At 44.1% G+C, this 13,994-nt stretch carries 16 protein-coding genes; 14 read left to right on the plus strand and 2 right to left on the minus strand.

What is annotated here, in order from left to right; genetic code table 11:
* Positions 1 to 57 precede the first annotated feature (57 nt).
* Complete coding sequence (locus AC0VZ8_RS05080) at positions 58 to 246, plus strand: hypothetical protein (protein ID WP_475486215.1); 189 nt, start codon at positions 58 to 60, stop codon at positions 244 to 246.
* On the opposite strand, the gene AC0VZ8_RS05085 is transcribed toward AC0VZ8_RS05080, so the two are convergent.
* Positions 243 to 1,304 (minus strand): amidoligase family protein, encoded by a 1,062-nt coding sequence (locus AC0VZ8_RS05085; RefSeq protein ID WP_475486216.1) that lies wholly within the window; start codon positions 1,302 to 1,304, stop codon positions 243 to 245. The two genes, AC0VZ8_RS05080 and AC0VZ8_RS05085, sit on opposite strands and share 4 nt — an antisense overlap.
* Before the next feature lie 384 nt (positions 1,305 to 1,688).
* Here AC0VZ8_RS05085 and AC0VZ8_RS05090 point away from each other — a divergent pair, with 384 nt between their 5' ends.
* The 3 genes from AC0VZ8_RS05090 to AC0VZ8_RS05100 are packed head-to-tail and all read left to right on the plus strand — an operon-like array spanning position 1,689 to position 2,893.
* Entirely contained in the window at positions 1,689 to 1,901 is a 213-nt protein-coding gene (locus AC0VZ8_RS05090; protein ID WP_475486217.1) for a hypothetical protein, read from the plus strand.
* Between the two features lie 46 nt (positions 1,902 to 1,947).
* Positions 1,948 to 2,541 (plus strand): hypothetical protein, encoded by a 594-nt coding sequence (locus tag AC0VZ8_RS05095; protein ID WP_475486218.1) that lies wholly within the window; start codon positions 1,948 to 1,950, stop codon positions 2,539 to 2,541.
* Positions 2,542 to 2,557: 16 nt separating this feature from the next.
* Positions 2,558 to 2,893 (plus strand): hypothetical protein, encoded by a 336-nt coding sequence (locus AC0VZ8_RS05100; protein ID WP_475486219.1) that lies wholly within the window; start codon positions 2,558 to 2,560, stop codon positions 2,891 to 2,893.
* Between the two features lie 132 nt (positions 2,894 to 3,025).
* Here the strand turns inward: AC0VZ8_RS05100 and AC0VZ8_RS05105 are convergent, their stop codons facing one another.
* Entirely contained in the window at positions 3,026 to 3,346 is a 321-nt protein-coding gene (locus tag AC0VZ8_RS05105) for a toxin-antitoxin system TumE family protein (protein WP_475486220.1), read from the minus strand.
* Positions 3,347 to 3,585: 239 nt separating this feature from the next.
* Between AC0VZ8_RS05105 and AC0VZ8_RS05110 the strand changes: the two genes are divergently transcribed.
* From AC0VZ8_RS05110 to AC0VZ8_RS05155, 10 genes are all read left to right on the plus strand, one after another.
* Entirely contained in the window at positions 3,586 to 4,266 is a 681-nt protein-coding gene (locus AC0VZ8_RS05110; protein WP_475486221.1) for a Fic family protein, read from the plus strand.
* 61 nt (positions 4,267 to 4,327) lie between these two features.
* Positions 4,328 to 4,627, plus strand: a complete 300-nt coding sequence (locus tag AC0VZ8_RS05115) for a hypothetical protein (RefSeq protein ID WP_475486222.1) — start codon at positions 4,328 to 4,330, stop codon at positions 4,625 to 4,627.
* A gap of 24 nt (positions 4,628 to 4,651) precedes the next feature.
* On the plus strand, positions 4,652 to 5,005 hold the full coding sequence (locus AC0VZ8_RS05120) for a hypothetical protein (protein ID WP_475486223.1): 354 nt from the start codon (positions 4,652 to 4,654) through the stop codon (positions 5,003 to 5,005).
* A gap of 25 nt (positions 5,006 to 5,030) precedes the next feature.
* On the plus strand, positions 5,031 to 5,255 hold the full coding sequence (locus AC0VZ8_RS05125; protein ID WP_475486224.1) for a YgiT-type zinc finger protein: 225 nt from the start codon (positions 5,031 to 5,033) through the stop codon (positions 5,253 to 5,255).
* 455 nt (positions 5,256 to 5,710) lie between these two features.
* The gene (locus AC0VZ8_RS05130) at positions 5,711 to 6,277 is read left to right on the plus strand and encodes an SF0329 family protein (protein ID WP_475486225.1); all 567 of its coding nucleotides are present in this window, start codon (positions 5,711 to 5,713) and stop codon (positions 6,275 to 6,277) included.
* Positions 6,278 to 6,337: 60 nt separating this feature from the next.
* Positions 6,338 to 7,042: a demethylmenaquinone methyltransferase gene (locus tag AC0VZ8_RS05135; RefSeq protein WP_475486226.1), complete on the plus strand. Its 705-nt coding sequence runs from the start codon at positions 6,338 to 6,340 to the stop codon at positions 7,040 to 7,042.
* Positions 7,043 to 7,187: 145 nt separating this feature from the next.
* The gene (locus AC0VZ8_RS05140) at positions 7,188 to 8,177 is read left to right on the plus strand and encodes a tRNA dihydrouridine synthase (protein WP_475486227.1); all 990 of its coding nucleotides are present in this window, start codon (positions 7,188 to 7,190) and stop codon (positions 8,175 to 8,177) included.
* Between the two features lie 209 nt (positions 8,178 to 8,386).
* The gene (locus tag AC0VZ8_RS05145; protein ID WP_475486228.1) at positions 8,387 to 9,547 is read left to right on the plus strand and encodes a cobalamin-independent methionine synthase II family protein; all 1,161 of its coding nucleotides are present in this window, start codon (positions 8,387 to 8,389) and stop codon (positions 9,545 to 9,547) included.
* A gap of 206 nt (positions 9,548 to 9,753) precedes the next feature.
* Positions 9,754 to 13,125, plus strand: a complete 3,372-nt coding sequence (locus AC0VZ8_RS05150; RefSeq protein WP_475486229.1) for a HEAT repeat domain-containing protein — start codon at positions 9,754 to 9,756, stop codon at positions 13,123 to 13,125.
* Positions 13,126 to 13,138: 13 nt separating this feature from the next.
* Positions 13,139 to 13,948, plus strand: coding sequence for an AAA family ATPase (locus AC0VZ8_RS05155; RefSeq protein ID WP_475486230.1), 810 nt, complete (start codon positions 13,139 to 13,141; stop codon positions 13,946 to 13,948).
* Positions 13,949 to 13,994: the final 46 nt, after the last annotated feature.

Raw genomic sequence — 13,994 nt, forward strand, 5'->3', positions numbered from 1 at the left:
ATTTATTATTAAATCGGGTGAAGCTAAGAAAAGCTTCAAGGAACTGGGTGGATTGCAGTGCCGATACGAGCCAATGAAATTAAGATTGAAGAATATTATGGATTTGAAGATTTAAATACCACAAAAGAAACTCAAGAGAAAAAAAATCAAAAAACACTAAGTAACGATAGAGGATTGCAAACTTTTGTTAGAAAGTATCATACCATGATACAAAATAACCCAGACAGTGTTATGCTGGGTTATTAGTTAAGTAGTCGTGTTCTCTTTATATCGCTTAATTTCCCTTTAAGTACATCGTTTGCATAGTTAGGAATTTCAAAATTGTTCTGCTTCATGTACCAAAGTAATCTATTTTGTATAGTTGGATCCTTTATAATAACATCTAAGCTATTCAAAATATATAAAGGGTCGAGTTGAACTGTGGGTGTGAATGATGGTGAAACTTGATAGTTCTTTATAAAAAAGTTATCGTCGAATCTAAAGGTCTGATCGACTGATTTATTAATGATAGATAAAACATAAATGATATAAGTTTGAATGAGAGTTGGATCAAGGGTACTATTGAACGTTCGGAATTCAATAGTTTTAGATTCTTTGATTAGATTTCTTAAATTTAGCCCTACATATTTCCCTGCGTACAGACTTGTAAGTGAGTATTTTTCATCCTCGTCATTTTCTATTTTTATTAGTGCTTCATTGAGAGCAATCCCTTTACAATATAATGATTCGTCTGCGATGATTAAGGGTACAGCAAAATGCTCAATTCTTTGCTTAGGAATCGCAGAATCTGTTCCAGCGGATAGTAAGTAGGTGAGTGGTTCCAAATTTCGATATAAGTTTCTTAAATTAATCCATTGTCTTCCTCTCGTGAAAAGCTCTTGACTTCCAATATGAATATGAAAAGCACAATCTCCATCCGTAACTGCACCAACATCAGTTAATTTATTGCATATTAATGAAATTTGTGACCAATGTGCTTCTAAGTCTTTTAGTACAGGGGATATTATTTCGTATACCCCGTTCATTTCTTTACTCAATCTCCAACCTTTTGTTGATTTTGCTTCAACTTTGTCTAATATTTTCCGATTGTAACAAAGTTCATTATTTACAAGAAACTCAAGCAATTCAATTATTTTTGAATCGTCTACTTTGAATTCTATTTCGATTCCAAACGTTATTGTAGGATGATCAATACTGAGTTTATAGACGGGAGTAAAACCATTTAATCTATTATTGATCTTGTATATTAAATAATTTTTGGTAATTAGACCTTTTAGTTTATGCAGTATGGTAATGAGTCTCATACCTCCTTGAATAAGTTATTATATATATCGACACATTGAGTTGAATTGTTTAAAAGTTCTCCGTTCTTTTTCATCCAATTCCCTAATATGTAGTCCCGCATTTAAGTCTGCAACTCCACACTTAAAATCTTCCACTGATCACTTAAAGATTACCACCAAGCCGACGAATTACAGGCACTCACCTGATTTTTGCTCAGCTTTCCTTGCACTCTTTTCCCAGGCAACCTGGCTTTTCCTAAATCCGTTCTCCTACGTTTCCGAAGCGACTTCGGGGTACAGGTGAGAGGAAATAGGGGACTCCAATTGCCTTCATCCCTAATGGCTGTCCCCTAAAAGACCTTGATACATAAGGATTCTGCCTCGGTTATTCAGAGGGAGGGGGGAATGGATGGGAAGCCTTGTGGAGCCTGGTGTGAGGGGGATTTAGTAGGAGGGAAGGGGGTGAGAGACTTATTTGAATGGGGACTTAGTAGGGATTTCAAATTGTGGTTCTCGAAATCTGAAAGTGATTTGAGGATGGGATTGGGTGAAGGTACAGATTACTTTCAGGTTACAACAATACATTCTTATTATGAAATTTACAAATATCATTATTGACATTCAGGATAATTGTTGCTATTATCATCTCAGGAGGTGGAAATAAGTGCATACTGAATTTGAATTAAAGGTGCTATCATTGATCGGTTCATTAAAAAATGAGATTGATACTTTGAAAGAGGAGGTGGCAAATTTGCAGAATCAACTCCAAAAAATTCAGCCGCATGAAGATGTAGAATCAGAACGTCTATCAATTAATGAGGTTCGTGAATACATCAAGAATCAACTTCGTTCCAGTTACCCATCGTTACAGTTCACAAATGGGAGTCGAGCATTGGGTAAAATGACAATTTCAAATGGTGTAACCACTATTGAAAGGATACTTATAAGAACATCTAAATCCTTCAGGGAAAAGGATGGATATCCATCAGGATGGACTACAGTCCATCAAGATTTATTAAATCAGTATGATCTTTTCTTTTTTGTAGTTAAAGACTTTCAAGGTAACTTGCATGTCTTAACAATGAACAAGAATGACATTAAGGATTGGAGTAATCATAAATCTACTGACTCAAATGGGAATTATCACTTTTATATTAATCTAATCCATGGTAAATGGATTGATGATAGAGAAGGGAGTTACGATTGCAGTAGATTTTATAATAACTGGATAGTTATAGAACATCTCTTAAATAACTAACGGGAGGATTATTAAAATGCATGAAGATATATTGTTATTGAAAATACATAATGCACTTGCAGAAGGTAAAGATTTTTATGAAGCGATTCGAGGTAATTGGGTAATTAGTAAAAGTCGATTGGAAAATATAAAATATGTCGTAGGTGTTAACAAAGGAGAAATATCATGTGCTTATCAGCCTATTAGTTGGGGAAGTATAAATGAAGGTGTTGATCAAGGAAGGAAATATTTTGAGGGAGTAGATGCCCCTAAAGAAGTATTCGATCGAATAAAGCAATTTGAAAAAGAATTAGTGAAGAAATTTGGTAGTGGTAATCCTGTTGCTTATGCTTCTTTTCCTGAAATACACTAAGTAAGATTAAACAACGTAATAGGTTTTGATATAAGCCGAGCTGACTTCAGGCAATTACTCCTGATTTCACTCGGCTCTTACTTTGCATACTTTCTCGATTAACTTCTCCGATAGGATCCCTTTACTCTCTTGCTACTCCTTGCTCGTTCCTATCATAAGGTGAAAAGCAACAATCCCTCTTACTATGGAGTATACATCCCTATGGTAATAATTCGGTGTTTTATCCTCATTGTCGTGATGAAACAGCAACTTTCCGTCTTTCGAAATCCAATCATACGAATAGCCTTCGTTGAGACACTCGGTAACATATAGCCTGGTATCGTCGACAAAAACGATCGTTGCACGTTGGACAACCTTGGAACTTCGCAGTCCAGTGGTGTCTGTATCCTCCACTGCCTTAATAGCATGGGCAAATTCTTTAGTTAGATATTTAAGATCAGTTAACCTCTCCAATCCTATCTCTCCCCTTTGTCTGTTCGTAACATCATGTATATTACCATCCTGAGCAAAAAGCAATATGGAGTGTGGGTATATTTTGAATGTGGTTATAAATGTAACGAATCCACTTTTTATTGACGAAATCGACTTGCTTGAGTATGTTCATATAGATCAAACTTTAGAACGCTCTTAATGTGGGGGATGAGCATGGGATACGAATTGAAGTTCCTTTTTGCTGAAAGGAGATATAGATAATGCATCTTCCAAAGGATTATTTAGATGATCTTTTAGTTCGGATAACACATCATTCTTCTGCAATCGAGAACAATACCATAACGCTTAGTGAAAACATTTCCATCCTACTTCATCGCACGATTCCTGGCAAAGTATCTGTGCGTGAATTCTTCGAGATTGAGAATCATCGGATGGCTTTCAACTATATCATCGAACATATCGATCAAGAGCTTACAATCTCTCTGATTCACGATGTTCATTCGTTACTGATGGATAGACTTAACCATGGGAAAGGGCGATTCAAATCCCAGGAAAATGCGATTGTAGGAGCGGCCTTCCACACTGCTTCTCCAACTGAAACGCCAGCTCTTATGTATCAGTGGGTTCAAAATATAAATGATCAAATGCAACAAGCTGAATCACCTGATGACATCATTGCTTCAGTCTGTTCCAGTCACATTGAGTTTGAGCGTATCCATCCGTATTCGGATGGAAATGGTCGAACAGGTCGATTGATTATAATGCTTTTATTGTTACAAAATCAAATTTCACCTCTTGTGATTCTTAAAGAACATAAGCAAGAATATTTCCGATTTCTTGAAAATCAAGATGCAAAAGGATTTACAGTGTATGCCACGAAAAATATAAATAAAGAGCAACAACGATATAACGCATTTATGAATTCACTTCCAAAGCAGTAACCAAGATAGATAGCACGAGCGGTCTTAAATTACACAGTAATTTTTCGAGGGGGAAAAATTGATGAGAAATGAGGTGTTTGAAGTCAGTCTTTCAATGTATTACAAAGATATAGATTGGAGTTCGAAGCCGTTCAAATACTATTTTGATCCATTAAATACTTATTCGGTTACAGCAAAGCTCGAACAAATCCCAAGCGAGAAAATCGATCGTATTAGGCTTGATTTGGATCATGAAAAGATGAGTGGGAAAGAAATATACAAATGGTTAAATGAAGCTAAGAAGAACCTAATACAGTCCGGCGTAGAAGGCGTGGTTAATATACAGTTTAAAGCGGCACTTGTTGGTTTTCCCATATATTAGTGATGCATAAGGAAGGTGTAATTGATGATAACCAACTTTTTTGAGCATCAAGAAACCATAGTCCGAAATTTGATAGCATATATGCGAAAAAATGGCTACTCAAGATTGTCATTGACAAAATTAACAGGCCTTCCTCGACCAGCGATTGATCAGCTACTGTTAAGCGGCGGTGAGAATATAAATGAGTCAGTTTATAACTCGTACATTCTACAAATCAACCAGGCATTTGATTTGCAAGAGGACTACTTCCTAACAACGAAAGAATTTGCAAAGTCGTCATCAACTTCCTCTGTGAATAGCGAACAAAGTGAGGAAGTAAAAGAGCTGTATTTTGGATTAGACTGCATTATAGATATTTATTCAATGTATATCAGATGAGATGAGTTGGGGTGGAGTCCGACGAATGCTAAGAGAAGCAATTTCAAAATGTATCTGCGGTGAGAACTCATTGCTGTACTTCGTTAATGAATATGGTCGATTAGGAGAGCATACTGTGAACGTACTTGGAGTGCCTGTGTATATTTGCCCTGAATGTGGTGAAAAATTTTCAAGTGGACCTGATTCACTTCTTTTTGCCCAAAGGGTTAAAGAGGCGGCTGTACGGCGAGTTAAAGAGATACGTTTTTAAGGAGAAGCCAAGGGGGAACAGGGATTGTGTCTCTGTTATCCTTGGCTTTTTCTGATCCCAACTATGCTAATTCGGGGTAGTTATAGTTTTCGATATACATACAATACAAAGTTAATAATATATCAGGTTGATCGTTTCAGGAGGCGTAACGAAAGGCCCCTCCCTCAAACTGTCGATGGTACTTGTCGACAGTTTTTTTTATGAAAAGAAATCTGCAGCCCCAATGGAAAAACCGGAATTAGCGGAATGGAATGTGAATGAGTTGCTGACCCATATAGGATTCGGAACCTTAGACAAGGAAGCCTTGATGAGCTGTCTAAACGAACCTAGAAGCAGATATTCCATTCAATATTTGGGACATGTCTGGGTTGTTTTTTGGCAGGGGTTTATTCATACTGAATACGATGTGCAGATGGATCCCGCGCCCCTCAGGGTTCGAAAACATAGGAGGAACCATGTCCTGGAGCAAATTGAAGCAACAGTTGGAGAGCTTTCTCAGTCCTGCATTAGCCGGAAGAGTTGAATATCGCGCAACCGGTTATCGTTATTTACCTGATAAGGCAGGGCTTTGTTATATTTCGGTAGATAAAAAGAACGTACTCCATATGAATGATAAAACCAGCTCCATAAGGTGGTATCAGACGGAGCTGGAAATTAAGAATGACCCCAATGTCCACATTCCGATCAGCGATGATGAATTGGAAGCCGTCAGAAAGGAAACCAAAGGGACCGTTCCAGAGGATCGTCTCAACGTCATTGCAAGAAATAGAAAAGTATCGGTCCTCGCAAAGGAGCTTTTGTCAGCACAGGCTGCATTAAGCAAATCCAATTTTGTCGCTACAGCGAATAAGTTCTTATCTACTTCTATAGAAGAAAGCATGGAGAGCGATGATATCTTATTGAATATTCTAGCTTTGGTAGACAGACGAGTTGGCAAAAAGCGGATTGTAAACATGGCAGATAGGATGAAGTTAAAGCATCCGATTGTGCAATATTTTTATGAACTGCGGCGCCGTGCGTGATGAGCATAAATCATTTTCGTTGAAAGAATATTATTGGACTTGTGGAAGAGAGGGAATAACATGTCTGAACAAACAAAGTCGGAAAGAGTTCATCAGGTATTTGAAAAGATATCGGATCAATACGACTCGATGAACTCGGTCATCACTTTTAGGAGACATATCGCATGGCGCCATGATGTTATGAAACGGATGAATGTGAAAGAAGGAAGTAAAGCTCTTGATGTGTGCACGGGAACCGGGGATTGGGCGATTGCTTTAGCAAAGGCTGTTGGAACGCATGGAGAAGTCATTGGGTTGGATTTTAGCCAAAACATGCTCAAAATAGCACAAGATAAGCAGGAGCAACAAGCTTTAAAGCAGCTTACCCTTATCCAGGGAAATGCCATGGAGCTTCCTTTTGAAGATGATTCATTTGATTATGTAACCATTGGTTTTGGTTTAAGAAATGTACCCGATTATTCGACCGTGCTGCGGGAGATGTATCGAGTAACGAAGCCAGGCGGACAAGTCGTTTGTCTAGAAACATCCCAACCCACATTAATCGGTTATAGGCAAGCTTCCCTCTTTTATGTTCGCCATATCATGCCCTTGCTTGGAAAGTTTATTGCCAAAAGTTATGATGAATACTCATGGTTGCAAGAATCAGCCCGTCATTTCCCCAATAAAAACGTACTGAAACAAATGTTTTTGGAAGCGGGATTTTCTCAGGTAGATGTAAAAAGCTACAGCGGCGGTGTCTCGGCAATGCATAAGGCGATAAAATAAGGGTCTACGATTAACATATACTGCCGTTTGATATACGCTGCTTAAATATGCTATAAGTGAAGAAAAAGCAAGGACATGAACAGATTGTATTTCCTATTTCGGGATCAAGATTTGTCCTGGTATGTATTATAGAGGAGTATTGGATATGACAGATAATTTTTGGCGTGATTTACCGCGGCCTTTCTTTATACTGGCGCCCATGGAAGATGTGACGGATGTTGTGTTTCGCCATGTCGTAAGTGAAGCAGCCAGACCGGATGTGTTTTTTACGGAGTTTGCGAATACAGAGAGCTATTGTCACCCGGATGGGAACCACAGTGTGCGCGGACGTTTGACTTTTACAGAGGATGAACAGCCGATGGTAGCCCATATCTGGGGAGATAAGCCGGAATTCTTTCGTCAGATGAGTATCGGGATGGAGAAAGAAGGGTTTAAAGGCATCGATATTAATATGGGTTGTCCTGTAGCGAATGTAGCGGAGAATGGGAAGGGAAGCGGCCTGATCTGCCGTCCCGACATTGCAGCGGATATTATCCAGGCGGCCAAAGCCGGGGGACTGCCCGTCAGTGTAAAAACAAGGCTCGGTTTCACGGCTGTAGACGAATGGCGCGACTGGTTGACCCATATTTTGAAGCAAGACATTGTGAACCTGTCCATTCATCTGCGGACAAGAGAGGAAATGAGCAAGGTAGACGCGCACTGGGAACTGATTCCAGAGATTAAGAAGCTTCGTGATGAGGTGGCACCCGATACGCTGCTAACCATTAACGGGGATATTCCTGACCGTCAGACCGGCCTCAAGCTCGCTGAACAATATGGTGTGGACGGCATTATGATTGGGCGTGGGATTTTCCATAATCCATTTGCGTTTGAGAAGGAGCCGAGGGATCATAGCAGTGAGGAATTGCTTGATCTGCTGCGGCTGCATCTCGATCTCCATGATCAATATTCGGCACAGATGCGGCGCTCCTTCAGCGCACTTGTCCGCTTCTTCAAAATCTATGTCCGTGGATTTCGAGGGGCGAGTGAACTGAGAAATAACTTAATGAACGCAAAATCAACAAGTGAAGTAAGGGCGCTGCTTGATGAATTTGGAAGCAAGAATTCTGATGAGGCAGATGAACGAGGAAATTAAATGGACAGGCTGGAGAAACAGCAGCGCTTCAGGAGAACAAATAATACTTTTGGAAAACATGGCCGACTTGGCTGTGTTTTTTCTTTTGGACAATCTCAGACGTCATTCTTGCTATAGCTTTTAGCTATAACTAGTTATGAGATTTTGGTATGCCTTATAACTCCTCTCGTCGTGATATGATATCGCTATACAACGAGGGGGTTATGTACATGACTGATAAGTTTCAGATCGTAGGAAGTTTGTTGCGGCCCGAAGAGCTGCTGAAATATAAAACGCAAATAGAACATCGTGATGATATCCAGTATCCGTTCTATGAGAATTTCGAAGGGTATGCCGAGTGCGAGACCGAGGCGATCAAACAGGTCGTGAAAAAGGAAATCGAGCATAACCTGTCGGTTGTTACGGACGGCGAATTCTCCAAATCGATGTGGCATCTGGATTTTGTATGGGGCTTTGGCGGAGCCCAGCGTTATATCGCGGATCATGGCTACTTTTTCCGGGATGTGGACGGAACCTCGAAATATGAAACACGCAAAGATATTGGCCTGCGAATTACTGGCAAACTGAGCGGAAAGAATCATCACTTCATTAAGCTGTTTAAACAGCTGCAAGAAACGGCTGGCGACCAGCAAACGAAACTTTGCGTACCATCGCCTTCCCATATCTACGGTGAACTTTCCTGGTCGGATAACATTGGCGGTACGGATGCGGTTTATCAGAACAAACAGGAGCTCAAAGCGGGCCTTGTGAGCGCCTATAAAGAATTCGTGGCGGAATTCGCTGCGGCAGGCGGCAAAATCCTGCAATTCGATGATTGCTTGTGGGAGCTGTTTGCAGACGATAACCCGAACTCTCCGTTTACAGGGGAGCATATTAATCAAGCGGAAGTACAGGGTCTCGCCACCGAATTTATTGAGATTAACAATACGGTGATTGACTTCGGTCATAGCCTCGGCTTGAAAATGTGGACACACAACTGCCGGGGGAACTACGATTCCCGCAACATGGGCGGTGGATCTTATGCGAAAATCGCCAACCTGTTCCTGAAGCAGTTGAAATATGATCGCTTCTTCCTGGAGTGGGATGATGATCGTGCGGGTTCGATTGAAGCTCTGGAGGTTTTCAAGGACAGACCGGAAACGGAGATTGTTCTGGGCTTGCTGTCCTCCAAAACCAATACGCTTGATGATGAAGCACGCGTCATCCGTCTGCTTGACGAAGCATCCAAAATCATTGATAAGGATCGTCTGCTGCTCTCGCATCAATGCGGCTTTGCATCCTGCGATGGCGGTAACGAGCTAAGCGAAGCCGAGCAATGGGCAAAAATCGATCAAGGTCAACAGATTGCCAAGCAATACTGGAATAACTAAATCGGATAAACATCTTGAGCTAATAGGGATGACTCAAAGGGCCGCTAATGGACCCCGAGAGGCATCTCTTTTTGTATGCAGCGTTTTCCGTCGTTCAAAGGAGTAGCCTTCGTTTATGAAGAAGTTATATACTTCCAGGAGAGACTGTGCAAATCGATTACGGAGAAATTTTGATCGGTTATAAGAACATGAGGGGAGAGGAAATATTGACATATAACCATGATCTGATGAACAAAGAGCAATTGCTCATGGAGCTGGATTCGCTAGGTTACTCGGACAGGATGAAGAGGATGGCGCTTCTGGGGCGCCAGCATAAAGGAGATGCGGATTATTCTGCGCTGCTCGTATCCTTGCTCGGCAGCGGTACCGCCTATGAGGCGCATTTGGCATTGACTGGTGCGTGTGTAGTGAATGATGCTCATGCGGTTTTGTTTGCCTTGAAGCATCCGAAGGCAGGGGTCAGAGGGCGGGCGGCTAGGCTACTGCCGGAAGTGGTGACAGATCCGGACTTTTCGATTGAATCCGAAATTGCTCGGATGTCGTATCATTGCCGTCACCAATTGCTGCGGAGCATCGTGAATACATATCGTCAGGATTGGGCGGAACGGCTGCTGCCGCTCGTGCTTGGCCAGTGGGGCGCACAAGAAGCTTCTTTATTATTGGCCGTGTGCAGTGAAGAGACAGTAAGCAGTAGGCTCCCGGAGCTAGGGTATGCTTTACGCAATTGGCGGCTCTTAACGAAGCACTACCCCGATTTGGTTGGAGCGTATTTCAAGAATGCTTTGCAGAACGCAACGCATCGCGAAAAGATCAGTGTATGGTGGACGCTCTCTTCCGCGATTGAGGTACTGAGTGTTTCAAGACCGGCAATCGTGTTGGAATGTGCCCTGAAGCTTGGGCCGACGGATATGATTCATCCCGTACTCAAGCAGCAATTGGGCATTCTGATTCAGGCCAGCCCTGAGGACGTATTCGAGCTGCTGACACGTGAGGACACACGGGAATATCTTCTGAATCACGGCGTTCCGGCAGGCGTGTTGAAGAAGAGAAAATGGTTTACCACAGCGCAGTGGACCACGCTGGCTGCATTGCTCGCAGATAAGCCTGTACATCTAGCCAAGGTGCTGGATACCCTTGCGCCGTCTAGTCGTGAAGCAATGTTTGATGCCGCTTATAAGGAAGACGAGCGGAAGACACGCATTTTCCCTATGCCGCTGCTGGATGTACTGCCGCACCGACTGCGCGACAAGGAAGCTGCCCGAATGCTGGAGCTGCGCGACATTCGTGATCATCGGGATGACATGCTCAAAACGACGGCGCGCCGTTTCATTGGTAACGCCAGGGAGAAGCTGGAGCAAGCCGTCCAGGTGTCTAATAGCGATGAACGTGCAACGGCCTATGCCCACCTCGTTCGGAGTACAGCTCTATCCCGAAGTGGAATGGATGAGACGCTGCGCTTCCTGACTCGAATCAAGAACGACCAGGATCCGGTGCGCTGGCAAGTGATGGTCGAGCTCTCAAACTGTCCTGCTCCCATGTTTAAGGAAGAGCATGTGAACGATCTGACCGTGCTGGTGGATAGCGTGGTGGAAGCCAGGGACACTTCGTACGGGACAAGGTCCGCCGTGGAGAAGCTGGCTTTTGCCATCCTGCGTGAACATGCATGGGAGCCGAAGAGCGAGCTGTTCAAGTTCGCTTTGAGGACGTTTGGCAGATTGACGATGCGGGACGGTCAGTTTGCGCTCTTCTCGATGGATTGGGATAGCATACCAAGTACTGCACTGGAAGCGTTGTTCGATGAGATTTATGCCTTCGGTGTAGAAGCGAACAAGCGCGAAAACACAAATGTGGTCCTGCGTATGGCGGATTTGTTCGGGAAAGCCGTGGATCGTTTGCCGAAGCTTCAGCTGCTGCTGGAGGAGCTGCTCCAGGCCAAAACGGTATCGCCGCAGGCGGTCCATTATTGGCTGGCACCGTATAGAACCCGGGATGCGAGGGTTAGTGAACTACTGGACAGGGACCCATCCTTCATCTCATTCCACGACGTATTCATGCATCTGCATCTGAAGCGCCAGGAGTGGCTGGACCCGTTCATCTCGGGGCAAATCATCAATGGCAAGCATTTATCGGGAAAAACGATTTATGTTGTGCCTGCCCATAATGGGTTTCACCGGTGGCTGCCGCGCCAGCAAAAGGCATTAGCATCCCTCTTGGAACGGGTGGCCTTGGATGCCAAACGAAGCTTCCATGAACGTGCGGCGGCGATGCGGAGCTTGGCCGTCATGCCGGATTATCTCTCCGATCAACTGAGGATCCTACTGCAGGTTCAGGCAGTGCATGTCGTCGAGGCGGCGCTCTACGCCTATTCGTTATGGGAAGAGCCGGAGAAGGCACTGCCTGTATTATTGGACAACCTGGATGGGGACCGTGCTCGGGTCGCCATGTATTCGATCCCCAGATGCATGCGCAGGGTGAGCCCGGTGATGTTGACGTCCATGCTGTCGGACCTGCTGAATCGGGAGAAATTGAAAATCACGGTCAGAAAAGAGGCCATCCGGCTGCTGGGGGCCTATAAAAGCAGTGAGGGCATGGCGCTGCTCATCCGTGAATACGAGAAACCGAATGTACACAAAGACGTGATGATCGCCATAGGACACGCTGCCAGACAATGGCTCGATGACGAACGCAGCTGGACCCTGATGCGTGCCATGGCAGCTTCACCGCAGCGTGATATCGCAAGAAGCCTGCTTAACCAGTATGCTGGCGGACTTCCGGTGGAGGCTCGGCCAAGGTATTTGCAATTGATTATCGAGATTGCACGGCATGCCGACCCCGTTGTGGCAAGAGAGGCTTTCCAAGCCATGAGCCGTTGGGTGAATGGAAGTGAGGAGAAGGTAGCAGCTTCCGCCAGCCAAGCGATTCTTGATTTGGAGGATAACACCAGATGGAAGGCGGCGATGGATACCCTCATTGTGGCTTGCCGTGACGGGAAGGTGAATGATCAAGTCATTGATGTTTGCACACAATTGGCGGACACGGAGACGAAAGCCGAATGGAATGCAGCCCCGGAGAGAGACCTACCAGAGCGGCAGCGTTTGGTGGCATTGATTGACAAGCTGACCTCGTTGCCTCTCCATGCAAGGCGGATGCTCGTTCCCTTATATACGGGCATGATCGATGCGCTTAAGTCCAAAGAAACCATGAAACCCGCCGTGATCAAGTTATATTTGGCGATGGTTGAATGGAGCCAGGCGGATCAGGCGGCCCTGCATGTGGACCCTGTAATTCAAATGGTGGACACGCAACCACATCTGCTGGATTACGTTTACAGACAGATCGCTCAGGCAGCCAATGCCAGCAAGGCGTATTGGAGCCCGGAGGCGATGCTGAAGCTGGTGGATTATTTGAGAGATCAGCAGTCGTTTGCGGTCCAATATCTCGGTCTTTCTTTGCTCAAGGTTGCGGGGACAGCCTTATTGTGGAACCAGGCTTGTACCGACCGTTTGAGAGCATACCGGAAACATGAACATGAGGCAATCCGTCTGGCGGCACTGGATATTTGGACCGTGCTGGAATGAGGGGAGCGAGGCGATGCTATATTTAAGTAACTTCAAACTCTCTTCTACCATTTCGAGCAACCCGAATATCTATCCCGATCATGTGTTCAGGCACATGGCAGGGGAGGTTCTGCTGTTTGATCGAATCACGGTATTATACGGCAGTAACGGCTCCGGCAAGTCCACCTTGCTGAATCTGATCGCCAACAAATTGGGAATCGCGGGCGCTGAGCGAATGACAAGCTATGGTCACAATGCTTACGCGCAGCGGTTTATCGAGGAAAGCAGCTATCAACTCGGGCATGATGAACAGGAGCGTCCCCTATATAAGCTTCCCGACGGGAGCCGGTACATCAAGTCAGAGGATCTGTTGTATGAAATCAAGAAAATACAGCAGGAAAGCGTGCTTCGCGAAGGGCTGCTGCATGAGCAGCTCGTTCAGGGAAAGAGCAAGGCCGAGGTAGAAGAGCTGGAGCAGTCGTATGAATTCAAGAAGAAGATGGACATTATTCAATTCGCTCAGGAGAAGTATTCGAACGGGGAAAGCTCGATGCAGTTTTTTGAGGAATATTTGCTTCCCGGGAAACTGTATTTATTGGATGAACCGGAAACGTCGCTTTCTCCGGCAAATCAAATTAAGCTGGCCGAGCAAATGAACGATTTGGCGCGTTATTTCGACAGTCAGTTTATTATTGCTACGCATTCTCCTTTTGTCCTGGGTACGCTTCATGCGAAGATCTACAATCTTGATGCCAAGATATTGCAAACGGCCGAATGGTTTGAGCTGGACCATGTACAATTCTTTTACCGATTTTTTCATAAACACCAGAGGCTGTTTGAATGAATAGGGTTGAGTTTCCGGAAGAGGTATCCTTCGAATAGGATATCTC

Source organism: Paenibacillus sp. QJM3NY_38 (assembly GCF_056173265.1).